Origin of the sequence: Myxococcus sp. CA056 (genome assembly GCF_013336715.1) — a bacterium.
In the GTDB taxonomy this organism is placed as follows: domain Bacteria; phylum Myxococcota; class Myxococcia; order Myxococcales; family Myxococcaceae; genus Myxococcus; species Myxococcus llanfairpwllgwyngyllgogerychwyrndrobwllllantysiliogogogochensis.
Genome location: NZ_JABUMT010000001.1, coordinates 941802 through 963874 on the forward strand (window position 1 = coordinate 941802; position 22073 = coordinate 963874).

General features: G+C 70.3%; 20 protein-coding genes. 10 read left to right on the forward strand and 10 right to left on the reverse strand.

Annotated features, from left to right (window positions below; genetic code table 11):
- Positions 1 to 74 precede the first annotated feature (74 nt).
- From HUA76_RS03800 to HUA76_RS03815, 4 genes are all read left to right on the forward strand, one after another.
- Positions 75 to 518: a DUF3302 domain-containing protein gene (locus tag HUA76_RS03800; protein WP_174456905.1), complete on the forward strand. Its 444-nt coding sequence runs from the start codon at positions 75 to 77 to the stop codon at positions 516 to 518.
- Positions 518 to 1699: an HlyD family secretion protein gene (locus HUA76_RS03805; RefSeq protein WP_174456906.1), complete on the forward strand. Its 1182-nt coding sequence runs from the start codon at positions 518 to 520 to the stop codon at positions 1697 to 1699. Before HUA76_RS03800 ends, HUA76_RS03805 begins: the two co-directional genes overlap by 1 nt.
- 13 nt (positions 1700 to 1712) lie before the next feature.
- Positions 1713 to 3143 (forward strand): efflux transporter outer membrane subunit, encoded by a 1431-nt coding sequence (locus HUA76_RS03810; RefSeq protein WP_174460024.1) that lies wholly within the window; start codon positions 1713 to 1715, stop codon positions 3141 to 3143.
- A gap of 150 nt (positions 3144 to 3293) precedes the next feature.
- Positions 3294 to 3656: a cupin gene (locus HUA76_RS03815; RefSeq protein ID WP_141643088.1), complete on the forward strand. Its 363-nt coding sequence runs from the start codon at positions 3294 to 3296 to the stop codon at positions 3654 to 3656.
- Between the two features lie 7 nt (positions 3657 to 3663).
- Here the strand turns inward: HUA76_RS03815 and HUA76_RS03820 are convergent, their stop codons facing one another.
- The gene (locus HUA76_RS03820; RefSeq protein ID WP_174460025.1) at positions 3664 to 5274 is read right to left on the reverse strand and encodes a hypothetical protein; all 1611 of its coding nucleotides are present in this window, start codon (positions 5272 to 5274) and stop codon (positions 3664 to 3666) included.
- Between the two features lie 296 nt (positions 5275 to 5570).
- Between HUA76_RS03820 and HUA76_RS03825 the strand changes: the two genes are divergently transcribed.
- On the forward strand, positions 5571 to 5753 hold the full coding sequence (locus HUA76_RS03825; protein WP_174460026.1) for a hypothetical protein: 183 nt from the start codon (positions 5571 to 5573) through the stop codon (positions 5751 to 5753).
- A 10-nt stretch (positions 5754 to 5763) separates the two neighbouring features.
- On the opposite strand, the gene HUA76_RS03830 is transcribed toward HUA76_RS03825, so the two are convergent.
- Entirely contained in the window at positions 5764 to 6372 is a 609-nt protein-coding gene (locus HUA76_RS03830; RefSeq protein WP_174460027.1) for a DUF1579 domain-containing protein, read from the reverse strand.
- Here HUA76_RS03830 and HUA76_RS03835 point away from each other — a divergent pair.
- The 3 genes from HUA76_RS03835 to HUA76_RS03845 all read left to right on the forward strand — a co-directional run bounded on the left by HUA76_RS03835 (position 6363) and on the right by HUA76_RS03845 (position 9419).
- The gene (locus HUA76_RS03835) at positions 6363 to 7472 is read left to right on the forward strand and encodes an ATPase, T2SS/T4P/T4SS family (protein WP_174460028.1); all 1110 of its coding nucleotides are present in this window, start codon (positions 6363 to 6365) and stop codon (positions 7470 to 7472) included. The two genes, HUA76_RS03830 and HUA76_RS03835, sit on opposite strands and share 10 nt — an antisense overlap.
- A gap of 148 nt (positions 7473 to 7620) precedes the next feature.
- On the forward strand, positions 7621 to 8268 hold the full coding sequence (locus HUA76_RS03840) for a hypothetical protein (protein WP_174460029.1): 648 nt from the start codon (positions 7621 to 7623) through the stop codon (positions 8266 to 8268).
- Positions 8269 to 8558: 290 nt separating this feature from the next.
- A complete protein-coding gene (locus HUA76_RS03845; RefSeq protein ID WP_174460030.1) occupies positions 8559 to 9419 on the forward strand; it encodes a TonB family protein in 861 nt (286 codons plus the stop codon).
- Here HUA76_RS03845 and HUA76_RS03850 read toward each other — a convergent pair.
- Entirely contained in the window at positions 9400 to 10944 is a 1545-nt protein-coding gene (locus HUA76_RS03850; RefSeq protein ID WP_174460031.1) for a DUF4153 domain-containing protein, read from the reverse strand. The genes HUA76_RS03845 and HUA76_RS03850 overlap by 20 nt on opposite strands.
- A 136-nt stretch (positions 10945 to 11080) precedes the next feature.
- Positions 11081 to 11488 carry a low molecular weight phosphatase family protein gene (locus HUA76_RS03855; protein ID WP_141643080.1) on the reverse strand — a complete coding sequence of 136 codons (408 nt, stop codon included), beginning with the start codon at positions 11486 to 11488 and terminating at the stop codon, positions 11081 to 11083.
- Between the two features lie 270 nt (positions 11489 to 11758).
- On the opposite strand from HUA76_RS03855, the gene HUA76_RS03860 reads away from it, so the two are divergent.
- The gene (locus HUA76_RS03860; RefSeq protein WP_174460032.1) at positions 11759 to 12739 is read left to right on the forward strand and encodes a TerC/Alx family metal homeostasis membrane protein; all 981 of its coding nucleotides are present in this window, start codon (positions 11759 to 11761) and stop codon (positions 12737 to 12739) included.
- Here the strand turns inward: HUA76_RS03860 and HUA76_RS03865 are convergent.
- From HUA76_RS03865 to HUA76_RS03890, 6 genes are all read right to left on the reverse strand, one after another.
- On the reverse strand, positions 12736 to 13593 hold the full coding sequence (locus HUA76_RS03865; protein WP_174460033.1) for a hypothetical protein: 858 nt from the start codon (positions 13591 to 13593) through the stop codon (positions 12736 to 12738). The genes HUA76_RS03860 and HUA76_RS03865 overlap by 4 nt on opposite strands.
- A 125-nt stretch (positions 13594 to 13718) precedes the next feature.
- Complete coding sequence (locus HUA76_RS03870) at positions 13719 to 15986, reverse strand: PAS domain-containing protein (RefSeq protein WP_174456916.1); 2268 nt, start codon at positions 15984 to 15986, stop codon at positions 13719 to 13721.
- Between the two features lie 284 nt (positions 15987 to 16270).
- Entirely contained in the window at positions 16271 to 16756 is a 486-nt protein-coding gene (locus tag HUA76_RS03875; protein ID WP_174456917.1) for a thermonuclease family protein, read from the reverse strand.
- Positions 16744 to 18600, reverse strand: coding sequence for a lamin tail domain-containing protein (locus HUA76_RS03880; RefSeq protein WP_254613977.1), 1857 nt, complete (start codon positions 18598 to 18600; stop codon positions 16744 to 16746). Before HUA76_RS03880 ends, HUA76_RS03875 begins: the two co-directional genes overlap by 13 nt.
- Positions 18601 to 18675: 75 nt before the next feature.
- Positions 18676 to 20781: a hypothetical protein gene (locus HUA76_RS03885; protein WP_371823423.1), complete on the reverse strand. Its 2106-nt coding sequence runs from the start codon at positions 20779 to 20781 to the stop codon at positions 18676 to 18678.
- Positions 20782 to 20887: 106 nt separating this feature from the next.
- Entirely contained in the window at positions 20888 to 21079 is a 192-nt protein-coding gene (locus tag HUA76_RS03890) for a hypothetical protein (protein ID WP_141643074.1), read from the reverse strand.
- A gap of 218 nt (positions 21080 to 21297) precedes the next feature.
- On the opposite strand from HUA76_RS03890, the gene HUA76_RS03895 reads away from it, so the two are divergent.
- Positions 21298 to 22071, forward strand: a complete 774-nt coding sequence (locus tag HUA76_RS03895; protein ID WP_174457110.1) for an alpha/beta hydrolase — start codon at positions 21298 to 21300, stop codon at positions 22069 to 22071.
- Positions 22072 to 22073 lie beyond the last annotated feature (2 nt).

The window sequence follows — 22073 nt, forward strand, 5'->3', positions numbered from 1 at the left end:
CCGCGCGCTCGAACGTCCCCTTGACGGTAGGGAAACCCCTCATAGCTTGTCGTCGGAGCAAGGGGGCGGACATCATGAGATGGCCAAGGGGGGCCACCACCGCGCTGCGATGGTGGGGGCTGGCGGCGTGGGCTCCGCGTCCAGCGCACGCGTCGCTTCTCAGCGGCGACGCGATGGACACCGCAGCGGAGGTGTTCAGCTGGATTGTCATCATCATCGGCCCGGTGATTCTCATCTCCGGGTTCTGGCTGCTCCACATCCTCCCGGAAAAAATCGCGGAGAAGCGCCATCACCCGCAGCTGGATGCCATCAAGACCCTGTGCCTGCTGTCGCTGTTCTTCGGCGGGCTCCTGTGGCCGCTGGCATGGCTCTGGGCCTACTCCAAGCCGTCCCTGTACAAGCTGGCCTACGGGCATGACCGGGTCCCTCCTCCGCACGGCCCCGAGGCCGCGCTCCCGGCCCCCCCAGGCACACCCTCCGAAGGACCGTCCCCCGAAGAGAGAGGGGAGCCGCACTGATGGAACTGCTGCTGCTCCTCGTCTACGCGGGCGTCGTCTGGCTGATCTTCTTCAAGCTCAAGCTGCTGCCGTGGAACTTCGTCTCCCAGGTCATCATCATCACCCTGCCCATCATCGGCATCACGGTGCTCATCCTGCTGGCCAACGTGTACGCGCCGTCCTCGTCGGACGCGCGGGTGATGAACTACGTCGTGCAGGTCGTCCCGCGGATCTCCGGACGCGTCATCGAGGTGCCCGTCCAGCCCAACAGCGCGGTGAAGAAGGGGGACGTGCTCTTCCGTATCGACCCTGAGTCCACGCAATTGGAGGTGAATGGGCTGAAGGCCAGGGTGCGGGAGCTGGACGCGAAGGTCGCGGGTGCTCGCGCCATCGAGAAGCAGCTGTCACTGGAGCGCAAGACGGCCCAGGGCAGAAGGGCCTCCGTCGCGGCCCGGCTGGACCTGGCCCGGCGGCGCGTGCGGCAACACAAGGTCCTCGCCTCCAATGGCTCCGGCACTCAGTTCGACTTGCAGCAGGTGGAGACAGAGGTCCGCAACCTGGAGGGTGAGCTGGCCGCGGCGAACGCCGCCGTGGGGCAGGTCACCCAGAGGCTCGAGGCGCGGACGGTGGACGGCACGCTCGTGGAGCTCGCCCAGGCCGAAGCCGGACAGCAGCAGGCGCTCGCCTCGCTGGCGGATGCGGAGTGGCGCCTCCGGGAGACCGTGACGTACGCGCCCGCGGATGGAACGGTGGTGAACCTCCAGCTTCGCGCGGGCTCCTACGCGGCGGCGCTGCCCATCTCGCCTGTCATGAGCTTCGTGGAGGACGAGCAGAACGTGGTCGCCTACTTCCATCAGAACGAGCTGCACCAGGTCCAGCCGGGCGACGAGGCGGAGGTCACGCTCCAGGCGTTCCCGAACCGCGTCATCAAGTGCCACGTCAAATCCGTGGTCTGGGCGACCGGACAGGGGCAGCTCCCCACCTCGGGGGTGTTGCCCGAGACGGGCGGGGAAGCCCTGCCTCCCGGACGCTACGCCGTCACGCTCAAGGTCGAGAAGTCGGAGGCGGACGAGGTCCTCCCGGCGGGAGCGCGCGGCCACGCCGCCATCTACACCCAGTCGTTCCACCCGGTGCACGTGCTGCGCAAGGTGATTCTCCGGGTGGGCACCAAGCTGGACTGGCTGATTCTCAAGCTGCACTGAGGAAGGGTGGAGCATGTTCGAGCGCCGGCGGTGGGGATGGCTCCGGGCCTGGGCGGTGCTCGTCGTGGGCGGGGGCGTCTGCGGCTGCCCCACACGCGCTCCGCCGCGAGGACCCGAGGTCGTCAAACAGGCACTCCCTCACACCTCGCTCGCCACCGCGTGGTCGGCGGCGGGCGCACCGGAGGGCGGCATCCAGGACGGGTGGCTGGCGACGTTCCAGGACGAACAGCTCCAGGCGCTGGTCGCCGAGGCGCTCGGACACAACCCGGACCTCCGCTCAGCCTCGGCGCGGGTGGACCAGGCGTCGGCGATGCTCGGCGTCGCCCGCGCGGGGCTGATTCCCACAGTCGACCTGGAGGGGAAGGAATCCATCGGGTTTGGCCAGGGGCTGGATGGTGTGCTGCGCGGCATCGAAATCTCCGCCGGCTGGGAGGTCGACCTGTGGGGCAAGCTCCGCTATCGCCGCAACGCGGCCCGGGAGACGCTGGCCGCGGCAGAGGCCGAATTCGAGTTCGCCCGGCAGTCCCTCGCGGCGACCCTGGCCAAGGGCTGGCTGCTGGCCACCGAAGCCCACCTCCTGCAATGCATCGCCGTCGAGCGGGTCAGGATGGGAGAGGAGCTGGTCCAGCTCACCACCACGCGGCTGCAGGTCGGCGTCATCAGTGAGCACGAGCTGGTGCTGGCGCAGGCGAACCTGGACTCGTACCGCGACACCGTGAAGCAGCTGGAGCTGACGCGGGTGCAGGCGGTGCGCGCGGTGGAGCTGCTCGCGGGGCGCTATCCCTCGGGGACCCTGGAGCCCAGGGGCACCCTGGTCGAGCTGCCCGGCCCGGTGCCCGCGGGCATTCCCGCCTCGGTGCTCGAGCGGAGGCCCGACCTGATGGCCGCCGAGCGCCGCGTGGCCGCCGCGTTCAACCACGTGCAGGAGGCCAAGGCCGCGCGGCTTCCCTCGCTGCGCCTCACGGGCGCCGTGGGCCTGGTCGACAGCGACGTGGTGGTGCTGAAGGAGACGCTCACCAATCCCACGGGCGGCGTGGCGGCGGGATTGCTCGCGCCCCTCTTCCACGGCGGGGCCCTGGCGGCGCAGGTGCGCGCGCGGACGGCGGAGCAGGAGGCGGCGCTCGGCGCGTACGCGTCCGCGGCCCTGCGCGCCACGAACGAGGTGGAGAACGCGCTGACGAGCGCGCGCGTGCTCGGCGAGCGTCGCGTCATCCTGGAGCGGGCCGTCGCCGAGCACGCGCGCGCGTTGGAGCTCCTGAATGTCGACTACCGCGTCGGGAAGGTCGACCTGCTCGCGCTGCTCCAGCAGACCCTCCTCGCGGACGCGGCACGAGTCGCCCTGCTGCGCGTGCGCAGCGAGCAGTTGATTCAGCGCATCAACCTCCACCTCGCCCTGGGTGGCGGCTTCTCCGTCCCGGCCGAGCCGAAGCCCGCCGCGAAGTAGCCCGCGTGACATCCGGTAGCGACGGACTGTTCCTGTCGCGTCGAACAGTGGCGGGTGCCTCGGTTCACTCGGAAGGGGTGGGTGTCCGCCGCCGCGTGCTGTAACGTGCCCCACCCGGACACATCACCCCGCCGTCTCACCGAGCCCTCGATGCCAACCCTGATTCCCGCCCCCATGCGCGTGACAGCCGTGGGCAACAAACCGAAGCTCATCCATGAGTTCGTCGGCCGGGCCACCACCAAGACCTCCGACGTCAGCGTCGCCCACATGAACAGCCCGGGCGGCTGGGAGGAGCCGGGCCAGAAGCCCGAGTTCAAGGAAATCACCCTCGTCCTCGCCGGCGTCCTGCGCGTCGAACACAAGGGCGGGTTCCTCGACGTGCGCGGCGGACAGGCCGTCATCTGCGAGCCGGGCGAGTGGGTCCGCTACAGCACCCCCGAGCCCGAGGGCGCCGAGTACGTCGCCATCTGCCTGCCCGCCTTTTCCCCGGGCACCGTCCACCGCGACGCCTGACGCGCCTTCAGCGCGCGTTCACCATCGTCACGAAGAACTCGCGCAGCGCGCGGAACAGCCGCTGCGTCACCCGCTCGTACCAGGCCTGGTCCTCGTCGGACTCGAAGAACTCGTCGTTCCACGAGCCCATCCCGCCAAAGACATCCGCCACCGAGCACGCCAGCAGGCCCCTCAGCCGTTCCTCGGACGAGGGGAACACCTGGAACAGCGTCACGAGCGAGAAGCGCCGCTCGAACGCGTCGCACGCCCGCTCTCCCAGCCCCACGCTCCGCAGCGCCTCGCGCACCGCGGCCAGCCGCTCCGGCGCGGCGTCACGCAACTGGAAGCCGGTGTTCTCCAGGATGAAGCGCGCCAGTCCGAAGGCCTCGGCGAAGGGCGAGCCCTTGCGCGTGGCGAACTCCTCCGCGTCCTTCAGGCTCGACAGCAGCTCCGCCCGCGTGTTCGTCGTCGCGCGCGGTGACAGGAGCGGCGAGCGCGCCACCTTCAGCGCGTTGAACAGGTACATCTGGTAGCGCGAGTCATTGGGCACCAGTCGCAGTCGCTCCCGCTCCGGAATCAACCCAGGGTCCTTCGCCTGCTGCTCCTTCGTGTACCCCTGCGCCCGCACACGCTCGCGCAATGGCTCCGGGATGATGAGCTCCGCGCCGCGCGCCTTGCAGGTCATCTGGAGTTCCTCCATGAGGTTTCCGGAGGGAATCCCATGCACCGCCGCCGGGTCCGCCGTGGCCAGCAACTCCTTCAGAGACTGGGAGGTGTATGGCGTCGCATCCGGCGCGGTGAACCGGTTGAGGTTCTCCGCCGCGCGCGCCCAGACCTCCTCCGCGAAGGGCTGCGCCTCCACCAGCGTCACGAAGTCCCGCCCGAAGTCATCGCCCGACAGGTACACCCGCTCGTCCGACGGGACGAACTCCGCCAGTCGCTCCGGCGGCAAGAGGCTCCGCTCGAAGTCGTCCGGGTCCAGTGTCTGGAAGAAGGGGCGGAAGTCCTCGGAGAGCACCATCGCGCCGCCGTGGCGGAGCACCGTGGACTGGAGCTCCTTGAGCAGGTCCCCGCCAATCAAATCGAACAGCGCCGCCCCCTCGCGCGAGCACAGGTAGTCCGCCACCTGTGACGCCGACACGGCGGGACGCTGGTTCATCGTATTGGAGTCGGTGATGACAAGTGAGAGTGCCTCCAGCACGCGCTCCGCGTTCGACTGGGCCCGGGCGAAGTCCACGAACTGCCGGGGAGTGATGAGCGAGGAGCTGCTGAAGACGATCTCCAGCTGGTAGAGGGTGTTGCCCTGCTTCGTGCGCACGTCCAGCACCAGGGCCTCCGAGTTGACGAAGGCCGCGGCCACATGGTCCGGCAGCTCACCGGGTCCCAGGCCCCCCAGGTCCATGGCGCGGACGCTCACCAGCTCCTCGCCATCCAGCACCTCGCGCCACGCCTCCAGCGACAGCTCCCGACCCTCTCGCGTGCGCGCGCCCACCGAATACGTCCCTGGCACCTCCAAGAGCCGCAGCGTCCACCCCGACCCCAGGTTCGTCTCCAACCGCGTCAGGACGTCCAGCCACTGCTCGCGCTCCACGCGAAGCAACGAGACAGTCAACGCCAGCACCAGGTCATCCAGCTTCATGCACGTCCTCTCACCGGGCCCTGGGCCCTGCCCGCGCGTCCCTCCGGTCGCGCACGCCGTCCGTCCGCCAGGGTTATCCCATGCGCAACGCCCGGCGGGCGCTCCTCTTCCTGCTATTGTCCATCGCCCTCACCTCCGCCCGCGCCGAGGAGTCCACGTCCCAGGATTTTTCCCGGGGCGCGCGGGACACGCGTCCAGCTCACGCCCCAGGGCGCGGTGAAGGAAGCGGCGACGCTGCCCGAGCCCTGGAACACCCTGCCGTGCGGGCTGACGAACTCGTCCAGGGCGGGGTGGCAGTGAACCGGCGGAGAGTGCGCTCCATCGCCGTGCGAGGCGTGGAGCTGGCCGCGCGGGCGAGGGGACTCCTCCTCTCGGTCGAGGGCGGCTTCGAGCACACCTTCCCCTCACGCAAGGAGGCCGAGCACATGCGGGTGGCGGTGGAGCCCGGCGCGAAGGCCTCGCTCCGCCGCGTGCGCTGAAGCGCGGTGACTATCCCTGACGGCGGCGCGTCAGCCGCGTCTCCACCGCGCGGTCCTCGCGGCCCTCGGGCCAGATGTTGAAGGACTCCAGAACCACGGTGTCCGCGTCCGGCTGGTGAATCACCGTGCGCCAGCCCCAGCGCTGCTTCTGCGTGACGCCCTGCTCGTCGCACATGCTCGCCGTGTAGCTTCCGAGCATCGACACGCGTCCGTCGTCCCGAGGCGCGCCGGTGGAGACCATCATGTTCGCGCTCATGTGGAAGCTGTCCACCCAGGCCGCGGTGTAGTGCTCCTCCGTGCGGTCGAAGCCGAGGATGAACTGGCCCGCGTGCGGCTTGCCCATCGCCGTGGAGTGGTAGTCGATGCGCACGAAGCGCCCGCCGAGCAACGGCTCGATGCTCGCGTGGGTGCGCGACTCCTCGGGCGCACCGGACGGGTCGAACCATGTGCGCGTCAGGCCCTCCCAGGCGCCCACCATTCCGGTCAACACCCGGTGCTCCGCGCCCGGGTCGAAGTCCGTCGTGGGCGCGTTCGTCGCATTCCAGTCCTGGCTCATGCCCTCTTCGTAGCCCCGAGCCTCGTCATCGTCACCACAAAGACTCGTGACGCATGCAATCATCGGCACCCCACGGGAGCCCACGCCTGAGCACACTCGCCACGACCCTCTCCGCGCTGATTGCCGGTCTGCTCGAACAGTTCGCCGACGAGGGCATCCCCGTCCCCAGTCCGCCGCCCCTCCCCGCTTCACCCGAGGAGGCCGCGGCGGCCCTGTTCTCCATCGCCGCGCGGACGCGCACCCTCGTCTTCTCCGTGTGGGCCGACGCCGACGGGGACGACCTCACGGCTGGCGCCTCGTTCTTCACCGTCCGCGCCGATGCGCCCGGGCATCAGGGCATGCTCGGACAAGACCGGCTGCCCGTGCGTCAGCCCTTCGCTCCCGCGCTGCATGCGTCGCTGAGCGAGGCCCTCCACACCCTGTCCCAACGAGGCCAGGACGAGGCGCGCCCCGCGCGTGGCACCGTGGCGTATCCGCCCAGCGCGGAGGACCCGGACGTCCTCTTCTGGGTGACGTTCCAGGAGGGCCCTGTCGCCCCCAGCGTCACCGTCTACGCCCGGGACCGTCAGCTCCGCGCCGCGCAGCCTCCGTTCACCGCGCTGGGCATGAAGCCCTCGGAGGCCGCGTTCCTCACGGAGCGCTTCCTGCGGCTCGATACGCTGTTCCAGGGACAGCCGGTGGTGTTCTCCGGCGCGCGCGGCACCGGGCGAAGCACGTCCCTCCACGCGGCGATGGAAGCACTGCCTGACTTCACCAACGTCCTCGTCGCGCTGGAGCAACCGCGCGCCGTGGATGCGCGGCTCGGGATGGTGAAGGTGGGTGACACCGCGCCGCTCGCGCAGGTGGTCCGCGCGTTCCTCCGGCAGGACCCGGACGTGATTCTGGCGGACGAGCCTCGCGGCCCGCAGGACCTCCAGGTGCTCATCAACTCCGCGCTCACCGGCCACGCCACCGCCTTCGTCCTCGAAGCACAGAGCCCCGAGGCCGTCCTCGCGAAGCTCCACGAAGCCCTGCCCGAGGTGCCCGTCACGCCGCTCATCGTCCACCACGTGCTGGACGCGGCCACCGGCAAGCCGGTCCGCACGCTGCACACCGTCACGCGGGACGACTCGGGACAGAGCCACGTCGGGGCGTGGGCACCTCCCGCCGTGGCCAAGGGCTGAAGCCCACGCGTCTTGGCGTGACGCACGAGCGTCTTCCGCGAACGCGGGCCCTGCATCCTGGCGGGGACACCCGTCCTCTCGGGCCCCTCGTACATGCCTTGCTTCGCGGACCCAGGTCGTCACCAGGCGCGGCACCGTCATCCACTACATGGAAGTGAAGGTGAATGACGCGCAGTGCTCGAAAGCCCAGCGCAATGCCCAGGAGTTCGTCGAGGACCGCCTCAAGAACGCGCTCAACGGCCAGTACGGCATCCCCGCCCAGCAAGGCGCGCAGACCATCGAGCAGGCGATGGGACGGGGCGCGGACTTCGAGCTCCATCTCATCCGGGTGTCCATGCCCCGCAACGGCACCTTGGAGTACCGGCAGGGCAACCCCATCACCGCCACGTGCTACCCCTGGGGCGAAACCGGCGGACGCGGCGGGCAGCCTGTCGTCATCCTCCAGCGCTGCGACAGCATCACGTACATGGACAGCGCCTGGATTGGTGACACCGGGGAGCGCATCGCCCACGACTTCCTCAAGCACCTCGGCTTCGACGTCCGGGGCGCGGTGCAGAACAATACGGGCAATGGCGTGGACCTCGCCGCCAGGCTCTCCTGCACGCCGACGAGCCCCCGGTGGGCCTTCTTCGAGGTGAAGGCCAGCACCGTGAAGTTCCAGACGGCGCTGGAGCACCCCGACCATCCCCACGCCTCTCTTCGTGGGCTTCTCCAACAACACCTCCGGGTCGACCTTCAGCATCCCCAAGGTCTCCGTGCAGACGCTCGTCCCGCACCCCTTTGGCGGGCGCTATGACAACCAGCACAGTTGCTTCGTCCTGAACTGTGACTGCCGTCAGTTCGTCGCCGCCTCCGGTGATGCGAGGCAGTGCCGGAGCTGCGGCCACCCTCACGGGTCCTGAAGTGAGGTCTGGTGGACACGTTCCTCATGGAACGCGCATGAATCGGGCAGGAATTCAGCACTGTCGCCTGGCGCCCTGGGGCAGGTCCCCTTCACCGCGACGAGGACCGGCACTACCCACGTGTCAGGTGGATGGGGCCTCCCGCTAGACTGTCGTTCCAAGCGGGAGGAAAGGGGGTTGGGACATGCCGGACGAACGTCCGAAGGACGGCCACGCCGAGACGCCGCTTTTCGCCTCCGTCGCCCACGCGCGCTCACGCCGGGCCGCGGACAACTCACGCACCTTCTGGGTGGTGCCGCTCGCGGTGGCCTTCCACGTGCTCGCGCTCGTGGGACTGGACACCCTCTGGCACGGCTCCACCCTCGCGCCCCGGCTCGTCACGAAAGACGAGGACATGCTCGTCCTGCGCCTGCTCGCCGCGCCTCCGCCGCCGCCCCCCGCTCCCGCCGCCAGCTCGCCGTCCACGCCGCGTCAGGCCTCCGCGCGACGCGCACGCCCCCTGTCGAAGCCCCACCCGTCGAAGGCCTTCACCCGGCCCTCGGAGCCTCGGCCGCTCCCGGCTCCCGAGGCGCCACCTCCGCATGAGACAGCCGACGCGAAGTCCGCGGACGAGGCCCTCGCCACGGCCACGCCCGGCGGAGTCTCCGGTGGCGTGGCGGGCGGGGTCATCGGCGGCGTGGTGAACAGCGTCCTCGCCGCGAGCAGCGCGGGGCTGCTCCCCGTCGCGCAGCCGCCCCCCTCCGGCGAGGAGCGCAACGCCTGGGAGGAGGAGTACTTCGAGGTGATGTTCCGCGACCGCTTCGAGAACGTGCGCTACCCGCACCAGGCCGCGATGGCCGGAATCGAAGGCCGCTTCTCGCTGCGCATCACCGTCGGAGCCCGGGGCCAGTTGCTCGAGCTGTCCGTCGTGGGCCACTGCCCCCACTTCGTCCTGTGCGACGCGGCCCAGGCGGCGGTGCGTGACGCGGCCCCCTTCCCGCCTCCGCCCGCCGCGCTCGGCCCTCGCGTCACGGTGGAGCTGCCCTTCAACTACCACCTGCGCTGACGCGCTCCTCCGCCGACTCCAGCGCCCGGCACGCCCGCCAGCGCGCCAGGCTCCACTCCGGCCAGGACACGTCCTCGCACACGTCCACGTAGTGCTGTTTCAGATGCGCCACCCCCTCGAGCTTCCCCGAGGAGAGCCCACGCACCAGCTCCGGCACGGCATCCCCGGAGAGCGAGTGCAGATACTCGCTATCCACCGAGGCCCCCGGCTCCCCCCGCGTGAGGTTGAGCCGGACGATGAGCGCGTCGGGGTTGATGACATTCACGGCCAGCACCGCGCCCAGCGCCGTGACGAAGGCGCCCACGGCGAAGCGCTCCGGTCGCCACCAGAGCGTCACGCCGCGCCACGCGAGCACCACGCCCAGCGCGAACATGAAGACATGGGTGAACAGGCGCAGGCGCGTGTAGCCGAACGCGTCCTCGTACAGCGTCATGCGCTGCACCGCCGAGGCGACGATGACCAGCGTCAACGCCACCATGATGGAGGCCCCCGCCTGGAAGACCGTCCTGGCCAGCGGTGACTCGCGGCGGGTCCACCGCGCCAGCGCCATGACCAGCCCCAGCGTCAGCATGGACACGACCATCAGCTCGAAGAAGCCCCGGCGCGCGTACTCCGCATACGAGTACCCGGGCGCCGGAGACGACGCGTCGCCGATGAAGAGGTACGCCACCTGGAAGCCCGCGAAGGCGAGGAACAACGCGTCCACCGCGAGGATGAGCGTCAGCGCCTCCGTGAGCCCCAGCCGTGGCGACGCGGGCGCCACCTCCGCCTCTCCCGCCTCGCTCCCCGTGCGCCGCCGCAGCGCGTGCCCCAGCGCGCTCGCGGCCAGGCCCGCGCAGAGGAGCACGCCCATCCCCCTGATGAGCGACGCGCCCAGCAGCGCGCCCACGTCCACGCTCCACACCCGCTGCACGGCCGAGGCGAACATCGCGTCCGCGGACGACAGCAGCATGGCGAACACCGCCAGCACCGGCACGGCGAGCAACACGCCCCTCGCGAAGGGCATGAGGCGCGGCGCCTGCCGCTTCGCGGCGCCCAGGTCCACCGAGTCGCGCACCAGCGCGGGCGGATGGAGCAGGCCGCGCAGCGCGGTGCCCAGCACCACCCCGGGATAGCCTCCCAGCCCCAGCCGCTGCACCCGGCCCGCGCCCCAGAAGTGCATCAGCAGCAAGAGCAGCGTCCCCGCCGTCAGCACGTTCAGCACCACGAGCCACGGGCTGTCACGCACCGCCACGAAGCCCGCCACGGCGAGCAGCGGCGCCAGCAACCACGCGTTGGGCCGCGCGCGCTGCCAGCCCTCGCGTCCGCCCAGGCCCACGAGCACCGCCACCAGCGACAGCGCCATCAATGGAAAGGACACGCCCCAGTGGGGCCGGTCCAACAGCACCTCCGCCAGCACCCCCAGCGCCAGGGCGGCCACCAGCGTGCGGCGTGGCGCGCGCGCCTGGGGCAGCCAGGGCGTGGACGGCAGGGGTGGCGGCGCGGACGGCGCCACCAGGGGCATGGGAGAGAGAGTCGAAGACATGACGGCGCACCTCGGACGGACATCGGCTCGAACGTCCGCAGGATGCGCCCGGGGCCCGGCGCCGTGCGGCCAGAGCGGGCGAGCGGTCGGCCCCCCACCCCAGCCGGCTCCCCGGCCCCACTGGCCGGCCGGCGGCTCAGCCGGCGCGCATCCAGCCCTCGCGCTCCAGCAGGCCCGCGACGCGCGCGGCCACCTCGTCGCGAATGCGGTGCACCAGCACCTCCGACTTGCCCTGCGGGTCGTCCAGCGGCCAGTCCTCGCGCTGGAGCCCCTTCACATGCGGACACGCCTCGCCACAGCCCAGGGTGATGAGCCAGTGGGCGTCCCGGGCCAGCTCCTCCGTGAGCTGCTGGGGCCGCGCGTCCTTCAAATCCAGACCCGCGTCACGCATCGCCTCCAGGACCTCCGGATGCACGCGCTCGCCAGGCTGTGTCCCCGCGGAGATGGCCCGCGCCTTCTCCGGGTCCGCCAGCACGTTGAAGAACGCCGCCGCCATTTGCGAGCGGCCAGCGTTGCGCACGCAGGCGAAGATGACCTTGTTCATCGGTACGACTCCTCCAGATTCCATGGCTCGTCGCGCCCCTCCCCCACGCGACCGTCTTGGGCCTCCCCTCACGGGCTGCCCCGCGCGGAAACTGACACATCCCGTGAAGGGATGCTCGCAAAGAGAGCGAAAAGCCCCCTGCCTGCCCGTATGGGTTCGTCAGCCCACATCCCCCTTGCCCAGGGGTGTCTGGCCCACCCCATTCCTGACGCGGCGCGTGCGGGAACCTCCTCCGCCCGCAGGGAGGATGCATAGGTTCAGACGACGAACATGCATGCGATTCCCACATGGCTCTGGGGGGTCTTCTGGGCGGCGGTGCTGACGCTGCTCGCGGTGGACCTGTTGTCGCACCGGGGGCATCACGGAGAGTCACGCCGGGCCGCCTGGATTTGGAGCGGGGTGTGGATTGCGGCGGGCTTGAGCTTCGGCGGACTGGTGTGGGCGGTGCTCGGGGGGCACGCGGCCCAGGAGTACGTGGCGGCCTGGCTCATCGAGAAGAGCCTCAGCCTGGACAACGCCTTCGTCTTCCTCGTCATCTTCCAGAGCCTGTCGGTCCCCCTGCGCGCGCAGCACCAGGTGCTCTTCTTCGGCATCTTCGGGGCGCTCGTCTTCCGCGCCCTCTTCATCTTCGTGGGGGCCGCCGCGCTGGCGCGCTGGAGCTGGGTGTCCTACGTCTTCGGCGCCATCCTGCTCGTCACCGCGCTGCGCGTGGCGCGCGAGGACCCGGCGAAGCAGAAGGACAACCGGGCGGTGCGCTGGCTGGCCAAGCACCTGCCAGTGACGCAGCAGGTCCATGACAAGAAGTTCATCGTCCGGCGCGAGGACGGCCACCGCGTGGCCACGCCGCTCCTGCTGGCGCTCCTGGGCCTGGAGCTGACGGACATCCTCTTCGCGGTGGACTCGGTGCCGGCCGCCTTCTCGGTGACCCAGGACACCTTCATCCTCTACAGCTCCAACGCCTTCGCGATTCTGGGGCTGCGGGCGCTGTACCTGGTGCTGGCGGGCACGCTGGGCCAGCTGCGCTACCTGCACTACGGCCTTGCGGGAGTGCTGGGCTTCGCGGGCCTGAAGATGGTGGTGGAACCCTGGCTCCACATCCCGCCGCTGCCCTCGGTGGCCATCATCGCCACGCTGGTGGGCGCCTCCGTCATCGCGAGCGTCCGCGCCCGGCGTCGCGACACCCTGGGGCACCCCGCTCCGGCCTCCTCCGAAGGGGAGGAGCCGGAGCCGGAGACCCCAGCGCGACGCTAGTCCTGGAGTTCCCCGTCGGCGCCGGCGCCCGCGCCGCTCAGCTCGTCGGTGGCGCCGCCGAGCACGAAGCCGTCGAAGGCCGCGTTGGCCATGACCTTGACGCGCTCCTCGTGCTTCTTGAGCAGCGCCATGTTGGCGGCGGCGGCCTGCTTCGCCGCGTCGGACAGGCCCTCGGCGCCGGTGCCGTTCGCGGCGTCCGACAGGGCTTCAATCTGCTCCTGGAGCCCGGTGCGGGACTCCTCGAGCTCCGCGCGCTCCTCGGCGGACAGCTTCGCGTTCTCCAGCTTGCCGTCCACCATCTTGAGCTGCTTCTGCATGGCCTCCACGGCCTTGGCGCTCATCTTCTGGACCGCCTCCGAGCCCTCCGCCACCATCGACGCGTAGACGGTGCTGGTGATGGTCTGGAACTCGTTGGGCGACATCCCGTTCTTCTTCAGGCTGGCGATGTACGCGGTGCGCACGTCCGCCATCATCCCCATCGCCAGGTTGGCGGCCTCCATCGCGGCGTTGAAGGACGGGTTCGCGTCCGCGTTCTTGGTGTCGTGCTCCTCCTGGAACGCCTTGGACTTCTCCTCGTAGGTCTTGAAGACGGGCAGCGCCGACTCGCGCACGGAGAGGTAGGTCAGCAGGCGCTCCTCCTGTAGCGACAGCACGTCACCTTCGGCGGGCGCCTCGAAGGGGTGGCTCTTGTTCAGCTCCGCCATCTCCTTTTGCTGCACCTGCATCTTCTGGACGGCCTCGATGCTACCGCCCGCCTTCTTCGCGACCCACACGCCACCCACGACGACGGCGGCGATGACGCCAAGGATGAGGACGCCACAACCGATACCGAGCCCGATGAAGACCTTCTTCATTCACCCCTCCGAGGGAAGTAATACTGAGGCCCCCGTGCTAGCCGGGTGCGCCTCCCGGAGCAAGTGGCCGATGCCTGCCCGGTCGCTGCAGGACACCTCGCGGGCAACAACCGGAGGGCAGGCCCTCAAGGCCCTGGATTCATGGGTGTCTGGGGAGTGGGCGCGCGTGGCAGCCGCACCATGAAGAGGGTGCCGCCCTGCTGCGAGGAGCGCACACGCAGCCGGCCGCCGTGCGCATCCACGATGTGCTTGACGATGAAGAGGCCCAGCCCCAGGCCACCGCGTCCGTCCTGGGACTCCAGGCGCTCGGCGCGCTTCATGGGCTCGAACAGGCGCGGCAGCAGCTCCGGGGGGATGGGCGTCCCCATGTTGTGCACGCTGAGCATCAGCGCGTCGCGCGTGCCATGCGTGCGCACCAGCACCGGGCAGTGGCTGGGGCTGTAGGCGAGGGCGTTGTTCACCAGGTTGGTGATGACCTGCGCCAACCGGTCCGGGTCCCACGCTCCCGCGCCGTCACCGCGGGACTCCAGCTCCAGGACCCGCTCGGGGTGGGCCAGCCGCACCTCATCCAGCACCTGCCGCGTCAGCTCGTGCAGGTCCTGCGGCCGGGGCTGCATGGGAATGCCGCCGCCCAGCCGCGCCTGGGTGAAGTCCAGCACGTCGCGAAGCATGCGCGTGGCGCGCTCGGCGCTGGAGAGGATGCGGTCGATGACCTTGCGCTGCCGCTCATCCAGGCTTTCGCGTCGCAGCAGCGTGGTGGACGCCATGGTGATGGCGGAGAGGGGGTTGCGCAAATCGTGGCTGACGATGCCGATGAGCAGCTGCTCGAACTCCGCGCGACGCCGGGCCTCCTCATCCGCGACCCGCCGCTCGGTGACGTCGTGCATGGCGCCCACCATGCGCAGGGCCCGTCCCGCCGCGTCGCGGACCACCTGCCCCCGGTCCTCGATGATGGCCCACGAGCCGTCTCCCCGGCGGAAGCGGTACTCGTCGCGCCAGTGGTCCAGGCCCATGTCGATGATGCGCTGCATGTCCCGGCCAACGCGCTCCCGGTCTTCCGGATGGATGGACCGCGTCCACCCCTCGATGTCCAACCCCGGCATCTCCGGGGGCAGGCGGAACTGCCGGTTGGCCAGCTCGCTCCACTGGATGTGCCCGGTGGACAGGTTCCAGTCGTAGATGACGTCACGCGTGGCCAGCGTGGCCAGCCGGTAGCGCGTCTCCGACTGGCGCAGCACCTCCTCGGCGCGGCGGCGCTCGGTGATGTCCAGGGACACGCCCGACACGCTCATCACCCGTCCATCCGGCCCCAGCTCCGGGGAGATGAAGGCCATGAACCAGGCACCGCCCACCTCCAGCTCCAGGGAGAACGTCTCCCCTTCCTGGGCGCGCCGCGCGGCGTCCAGCAGCTCCGGTCGGCTCGCGTACACCTCGGAGGTGTTCCGGCCCACGACATCTTCCGTCCGCACGCCCATGGCGCGCAGGCCCGCGCCCTCGAAGAGGGTGATGTTGCCCACCGGGTCCGTGGCCCACAGCACGACGGGCAGCTCGGTGATGACCCGGCGCAGGCGCTCGCGGGCCTCGTCCCGCTCGCGCTGGATGCGCCGGACCTCGGTGACGTCCGTGGAGATGCCACACACCGCATGCGCCTGCCCCCCGACACCGAGCAGGGGGAACTTGAGCGACTGGTAGATGTGCCAGCCGTCCTTGAACCGCACGTGCTCGTCGGACTCCAGGGGCTGACCCGACTCGAGGACCCGCCGGTCATTGGAGGAGAACTCGGCCGCCGCCTCCGGAGTGAACAACTCGTCGTCCGTGTGGCCCACCACCTTCTCGCTGATCAGGCCGCTCCCGCGCTCGAAGGCACGGTTGACGAAGAGATACCGGCCCGTGGCGTCCTTCGCATAGATGGCGGGCGGTGCGTGGTCCAGGATGTCATGCAGCTTCGCTTCCGTGAGCCGCAGCGTCTGCTCATGTGCCGCGGCGTGCCGTGTCACCGCGTCGGCGATGCTCGCGTCGATGGCTCGGTTGAGCGCGCGCAGGCCCTTGAAGTCCGGCGGCCACCCCGACTCCTCCAGCACCTCGACGAGCACGTCGCGCAGCAGGCCGTACTCGCGCACCACCGCGGCGATGTTCGCTCCCGCCCGGTAGCGCTCGGCGCCCTGTCCGTCGGTGGGGAGCTGGACCTCGTGCTCGGCCGAGACACCGAAGAGCCGCAGGAGGTCCACCACCGAGTCCACCCACTCCAGCGAGCCCGTCGTCTGGGTCGGAAGCCGCAGCAGCCCCTCGCCGCGCGACGCCCCCGCGCGTTCCTCCCACCTCCGCGCGATGTCCTCCCGACGGGAGGACAGGAGGTCCGACAGCGGACCGATGGGCGCGGGGCAGGGGTTCATGCGAGCGCCCCGCCCGTCTGGGTCCAGGCGTCGTCCAGGTGGGGGTGAAGCCAGGCCGGGCAGGTTCCAGTCGGACAGCGCATGCCCCCCCGGGTGCGCGCTTCCGCTGGCCCGCCCTTCGTCGGCCACTCGCTGGAGTGGCTCGACCTGGATGATTGGCGCGTAGGCATGGCCGTCAGGATTGGAATAGGGAGCCCGAAGCTTCCAGGCTCCTGTCTTCTCGGGCCGCCTGGGTGACCCCCCGCTCGGGAGGCGGGCACGTGGGCGCTCCGTGTCCCAGTGACTCATCGCGAGCACGGCACCGGCGAGCAGGCGCCCCACAGGCCCCGGCGGGCCCTTCGCGCCTGGAACTCCAGCGCCTCGAACTCGACCCGTCGGGAGTCGCCGGCGGGCGGGACATGGAGCACGCACGCGAAGCCCCGCTCCACCAGCAGCGCGCTCACGTCATGTCCATCGACGGTGACGTAGGCGAGCCGTCGGCCGAAGCGGTCCTCACACGCCTCCGCGTCGACGAGCGTCACCCGCCGTCCTTCGACGAGGCTCCGGTTGAAGGCCAGGGCCTCCTGCCCGAAGCAGTCGTGTCTTCCCGCCGTGCTCTCCGGTGTGTCCGCGAGCAGGTAGCGGATGCGCTCACCGCCTTCGAGCAAGACGGTGTCACCGTCGATGACCTCCACCACCCGGCCCGTGTCGGGTCCACACCTCGTCCCCGCGTCACCCCCACAGGCCACGAGCAGCCCCAGCAGGGCGAGCGCGGCGCTCAGGGCACGCATGCGCGGTTCTCCAGGCCCGGCGTTCCCCGGTCTCCCAGGCCATAGCGCGCCGACGAGGGCGCGAGACAGAAGCTCCCCGGCGCGTCATTGCGCTGAGGGTCGCTGTTCGCCGGGCTGACCTGCAGCGACACCCCCGGCGTCGCGGCGCTCGTCCAGGTGATGACATCCAGCACCCGGCTCCCCAGTGACAGTCGGAGCGAGTGGCTGCCCGAGGCATTGGACAGGTTGAAGGAGAACGTGGCGAGCACCGAGGGAAGTCCACCATTGAGCGCAGTGTCCGCGCCGCGCGCGAGCACCCCTCGGGCCCCGGCCTTCAACGACAGACAGAGCGTCGCGTCGAGCACCACACTCATGCCTCCCTCATTCATCAGCGTGACGCCATTGAGGTCCACCTCGCGCAGCGCGAGGACCTCCACCCACTCCCCCGCGCTGTCCGCCACCGCGCTCGGGTCCGCCATGAACTCCGTGAGCACGAGCGAGCCCACCTCCGGTAACCGGACCGGGCGCGGGGTGCCCGTCACCCGGTCGATACACGTGCGCGCGGGGCTCCCCGCGTCCGGAACACCGGCGTCTCGGAGACCCCCGTCCTGTCCCGCGTCACGGGTTCCTCCATCCGTGGAGCCCGCGTCGAAGCCACCACTCGGGTCGCGCCCTCCATCGGGAGCGCCACCATCCGGTGCACCGGAATCCACCCCGCCCCCGCCCGACACGCAGGCCCGGTTCGCGCGCCCCGGGGTGCCCAGGTTGCCGCGCGAGCCATACGCCTCCGAGGCACGACACCACACGTCCGCTGAGTCATTGCTGGACGCATTCGTCATCCCCGCGGACACCTGAATCGCGACACCGTCTTCCGCCGCGCCATATGCGACGGCATCGACGAGCACCTCCCCGGCACGCACCTGCACGACACCTCCCGTGTTGCGCAGGTCCACACCGAACGTGGCCACGGGCGCGGGCAGTCCTCCGTTGAGTACGGCCTCGGAGCGTCGGGCCAGCACCGCGTACCCTCCAGAGGGAAGTGACAGACAGTTCGCGCCCTGCACCTTCGTGCTCGTGGTGTCGGTGCCCAACGTCAAGCCATTGAGGTCCACGGGAGCCGTGGCCAGGACCTCCACCCACTCGCCCACCGTGTCGTCCCCGAGTGGATTCACCATCAGCTCCGTGATGACCAGCTCACCCGCGCGAGGACGCTTCACCTCGCGAGGAACCTGAGAGCCCAGGGAGAGGCAGGTCTCCGTGCTCCCGTTCTCCTCGGATGCGCCTTCCGCTGGCGCACAGGGAGGATTCGCGGTGCCGGGGCTTCCCTGGGACACCCCTGCCACGTCCGAGCCCGCGCCATCACACCAGCGCGCCGGGTCGTCATTGCCGGCGGAGTCCGGCACGAGCCGTCCGTCATAGCCACGGGCCACGCCGCTCTTCGCCGGCGCCGAGAGCGAAACCTCGTCAATCACCCGCTCGCCACATCGAACACCCAGCCTCCCCGACGTGTTACCCAGCGCGCCCAGCTCTTCGCCATAGGACTGGTCCACGTGCGCGGGCACGGGTCCCTCGCGGACATCTCCCAGCACCAGGTAGTCACCGGGCGCCACCGCCAGCGGGCCCCCGAAGAAGAACCCCTTCTCCTGCGAGCCGTCCGAGCGAGCCGCGTACAGCGTCATCGACTCCAGGCTCACGGACACCTTGAGGGGATTGTGGAGCTCCACGTACTCCCGCCCCGTATCGGTCCCCTCGGGGTCATTCAGGTACTCGGTGATGACGAGGTCCCCCGGCAACACGCCCGAGCAGGCGGCCTCCGTCCCTTCTTCCAACGGCGCGCCACACGCGCCCACGCCCAACAAGCACATCCACCCCAGCCTCCATCCCCAACCCCTCATATCGATGCCTTCCCTTCTCGGCTCACTGCGTCTCCAGGACACGCGTCAGAAGCGCGTCTCCACTTCCAGTTGGAACAGGTGTCTCGGCGCGTCCGGCGGCGTCCTCGCCGCTCGCACGTCCTTCAAATCCACCACCCAGACATACCGGCCACGCACCGTCGTCGAGGACAGGAGCGTCCACCCCAGGTCCACCGTCGCGCGGACCTCCTGTCGAAGCCGGGTGCGCTCGGAGAGGTCCTCATCCTTCCACTGGATTCGGGCCCCCACTCGCAAGGACTCCAGGGGACGCAGCTTCAGCTCGACGAGGGCACGGCCATCGTTTCGGGCCTGCGAGGTCCCCGGCTCGACCACGCGTGTGTAACCGGACTGCGCCGCGACGCTGACGGACTCCGAGAACTCCGAACGGACTCGCGCGGTGACGCCCCACCGGCTCCCTCGGGAACAGGCGGGCACATCCTCCAACTCCGCGCTGTCTTCCGTGTCGGAGCATGCGAGGGCCTGCCCCAGCCCCGCCTCACGCGCCTCCAATTGCAGGGACGGTCGCAGCCACGTCCACGCCAGCCAGTCCACGCGTGCGGAGGCTCTCACCTGCGTCAATCCCGCCGTGCCCTTCACCGCGCCATCGGCGGGCAGCGTCCAACCATCCACCTGGGCGCGAAACCGCCACGTCGCCGCATCGCGATACAGATAGCGCAGCCGTGCACCCAGCTCGTTGCGAACCCGCTGTCCTTCCAGCAGGTCCGGTCCCGAGGTGGCACCGCTGTAGGGATTGGCGAACCCACGTCCGTAGTAGCGCAGTGCCAGTTCCAGTTCCTGACCCGTGCCGGAGAGCACCGTGCGCTGAAGGGCCGCCCAGCTCCCACCACCGGCCGGCGCGGAGTCGAAGCTGCGCGAGCCCTCGAAGAAGAGGTCCACCGCTCCCAGCCCCCACGAGGCATCGAGCCCCACCGCGCCGAAGCCGCCACCCATCGGGTAGCGAGCGTGCGGTTGGAAGTCGAGCGTGGCGCCCTTCACCGGCCACACGGGCCTCGCGGCCCAGCCCGTCACTCCCACTTGCGCTCGCGGCGACAGGGCGAGCGTCGCGTTGCCACCACCGGCCCACTCGCTGAAGACACCAGGCAGCGTGCGCGCCCGAAGCGGCTCCAGCCGAGCGCGCGACAAGGGGACGAGGACCTCTGGCGCCTCGCAGCCCGACGCGCCCATTCGCGACGACTCACATGTCGCCCGGTCCAACACAGCGGACCGCTGGAGTGAACGGCTCTGGTAGGAGCCGAAGCCCGTGAGCGACAGCTCCAGGCCACGACCCACCGCGCCGCGCACGGTGCCCGCCACGCCACGAAAGCCCTCGTCCCAGCGGAAGTCGGGGGTGACGTCCGCCTCGCGTTCGGCCTCGGCACACGCGGCGCTCGACAACAGACACTCCCGCTCTAGCGCGCCGGGAGGCCGCACGCCATCGTCCGCGAGGAAGCCCTCCGGTGAAGGAAGCGCCGTCGTGTCCAGCGTGAGGCGCTGTCCGAACCCCAGCCGATAGGTGCCCACCAGCACGGAAGCACTCGTGCCCGTCCATTGCGCGTGGAACTTGGGCAGCAACACCGCCGAGCCGGGCGCGTCCACCACGAGGCTCCGCGTGCGCGCGTCTCGTCGAAGTGTCCCCAACCTCCGACGTGCCCACGTCGCGAGCACGCCCACGCGAAGTCCCGCGAGCCCACCGGCCCGGACCTGCAAGGCCACCGGAGGAAGCACCGAGTCCGACAGGGCGAAGGCTGTCAGCAGCCTCGCGTCCCCCGACAGTTCCCCAGGCACTCGATTCACCAGGAAGGGCGCGAGTCGACGTCGCTCCTCGTCCGTGAGGACTTCGGGCATCGAGGCCCCGCGCTCCCTCAATCGCTCATCGACCTCCGCATAGGTCAGCCCGGGCAGCGCATAGAGCGCCGCCCGGGTCGCCTGCTCGGGCTCCACGCCCGCTCGCCGCAGCGCCACCAGCGCGGACCACGTCTCCGCCGAGAGCGTCCCGTCCTCCAGCAGCGCGAGCAGCTCCAGCTCACCGTCGACTTCGGGCTCCACCTCGTACGGCGCGGCGAGCACCGGCGACGCGCCGAGCAACCACCCACCCAACAACCCATGGAACAACATCCCGAGGAACCGAGGCACGCGGCGCCGGCACTGCACGCCTGAGACCACCGTTCCCTACAGGAGCGCCTCGCCCCGACGCCGTCCGAGCCTCGGACCGGCCGTCCACGGGCCAGACGCAACGGCGTCACACCCGGACATCGGGAGGCGCCGCCAGCAGCAGCTCCTCCGTGACGGACTTCGCCGCCACCGCGAGCGCCTGAGCGGCGGCATAACGCAAGCGCGCCTCTTCACTCCCATCCAAGGCGGCCCGCGCGCGACGCACGTCGGCCTCGGTCGACATCAACAACGCGGAGAGGTGCAGTCGGTTCAGTTCCATCGAGGGGGACTCCGGAGGGGGCGGCCCGCTGCCTTGTCAGTATTGCAGGGGAGGCCGACGGCCTCATGTTTCCCGACGTCCCGTGCAGCCCCGGGGCCAGCCTCCTTGCTCCAGGTGCGAGCAGCCCACGGCCTCCCGTGGGGTGTGGGGTCCATGACCACCGGCCGGCCAGGGGCGGAGCAATGGGGGGACATCCATGTATGCTGCGCCTCGCATTCATGGGCCACGTCCACATCGTCCGAGACTTCCCCTCCCCTCAGGAGGGCTTCTCCCGCACCGTGCGCATCTACACGCCGGATGCCTATGACTCGATGCCCTGGCATCGCTTCCCCGTGCTCTACATGCACGACGGGCAGAACGTCTTCGCGCATCCAGAGTCCGCCCTCTTCGACACCTGGTGCGCCAACCTCGCGCTCGAACAGGGCGTGGGCGAAGGCCACCTGGAGCCGTGGATCATCGTCGCGGTGGACTCGGGCACCGGGCGGCTGCAGGAGTACTCGCCCTGGGACGACTCGAGCGGCAAGGTGAAGGCGCGCGGCGAAGCCTACGGCCGCTTCCTGGTGGAGCACCTCAAGCCGCTGGTCGACCTGAACTACCGCACGCGCGAAGGCGCCGAGTGGACCGGAGCCATGGGCTCCTCCCTGGGCGGCCTCATCTCGCTGTACCTGGGCTGCCGCTACCCGCAGGTGTTCGGCCGCATCGGCGCGCTGTCCCCCACCGTCATGTGGAGCGACGGCCGCCTCTTCTCCGAGTGGGGCGCCCACCCCCGCCGCTGGACGCGCATCTACCTGGACGCGGGCGCCCAGGAGTTCATTGACGCGGACGGCCTCCCGCTCAACTACGGCGAGGCCACGCGCGCCTTCTACGAACACCTCAAGGGCCTGGGCTACGCCGACCATGAGGTGTCGCTCGTGCTGGAGCCCGGGGGTGAGCACCACGAGAAGGACTGGCAGCGCAGACTGCCCACCGCGATGCGCTGGCTGCTGACGTGAGG

What these genes read in the sequence shown, in the direction of transcription:
- HUA76_RS03800 (WP_174456905.1), top strand. Translation starts at nt 75, where the DNA reads ATGAGATGGCCAAGGGGGGCCACCACCGCGCTGCGATGGTGGGGGCTG.
- HUA76_RS03805 (WP_174456906.1), top strand. Translation starts at nt 518, where the DNA reads ATGGAACTGCTGCTGCTCCTCGTCTACGCGGGCGTCGTCTGGCTGATC.
- HUA76_RS03810 (WP_174460024.1), top strand. Translation starts at nt 1,713, where the DNA reads ATGTTCGAGCGCCGGCGGTGGGGATGGCTCCGGGCCTGGGCGGTGCTC.
- HUA76_RS03815 (WP_141643088.1), top strand. Translation starts at nt 3,294, where the DNA reads ATGCCAACCCTGATTCCCGCCCCCATGCGCGTGACAGCCGTGGGCAAC.
- HUA76_RS03820 (WP_174460025.1), bottom strand. Translation starts at nt 5,274, where the DNA reads ATGAAGCTGGATGACCTGGTGCTGGCGTTGACTGTCTCGTTGCTTCGC.
- HUA76_RS03835 (WP_174460028.1), top strand. Translation starts at nt 6,363, where the DNA reads ATGCAATCATCGGCACCCCACGGGAGCCCACGCCTGAGCACACTCGCC.
- HUA76_RS03830 (WP_174460027.1), bottom strand. Translation starts at nt 6,372, where the DNA reads ATGATTGCATGCGTCACGAGTCTTTGTGGTGACGATGACGAGGCTCGG.
- HUA76_RS03840 (WP_174460029.1), top strand. Translation starts at nt 7,621, where the DNA reads ATGGAAGTGAAGGTGAATGACGCGCAGTGCTCGAAAGCCCAGCGCAAT.
- HUA76_RS03845 (WP_174460030.1), top strand. Translation starts at nt 8,559, where the DNA reads ATGCCGGACGAACGTCCGAAGGACGGCCACGCCGAGACGCCGCTTTTC.
- HUA76_RS03850 (WP_174460031.1), bottom strand. Translation starts at nt 10,944, where the DNA reads ATGTCTTCGACTCTCTCTCCCATGCCCCTGGTGGCGCCGTCCGCGCCG.
- HUA76_RS03855 (WP_141643080.1), bottom strand. Translation starts at nt 11,488, where the DNA reads ATGAACAAGGTCATCTTCGCCTGCGTGCGCAACGCTGGCCGCTCGCAA.
- HUA76_RS03860 (WP_174460032.1), top strand. Translation starts at nt 11,759, where the DNA reads ATGCATGCGATTCCCACATGGCTCTGGGGGGTCTTCTGGGCGGCGGTG.
- HUA76_RS03865 (WP_174460033.1), bottom strand. Translation starts at nt 13,593, where the DNA reads ATGAAGAAGGTCTTCATCGGGCTCGGTATCGGTTGTGGCGTCCTCATC.
- HUA76_RS03870 (WP_174456916.1), bottom strand. Translation starts at nt 15,986, where the DNA reads ATGAACCCCTGCCCCGCGCCCATCGGTCCGCTGTCGGACCTCCTGTCC.
- HUA76_RS03875 (WP_174456917.1), bottom strand. Translation starts at nt 16,756, where the DNA reads ATGCGTGCCCTGAGCGCCGCGCTCGCCCTGCTGGGGCTGCTCGTGGCC.
- HUA76_RS03880 (WP_254613977.1), bottom strand. Translation starts at nt 18,600, where the DNA reads ATGTGCTTGTTGGGCGTGGGCGCGTGTGGCGCGCCGTTGGAAGAAGGG.
- HUA76_RS03890 (WP_141643074.1), bottom strand. Translation starts at nt 21,079, where the DNA reads ATGGAACTGAACCGACTGCACCTCTCCGCGTTGTTGATGTCGACCGAG.
- HUA76_RS03895 (WP_174457110.1), top strand. Translation starts at nt 21,298, where the DNA reads ATGGGCCACGTCCACATCGTCCGAGACTTCCCCTCCCCTCAGGAGGGC.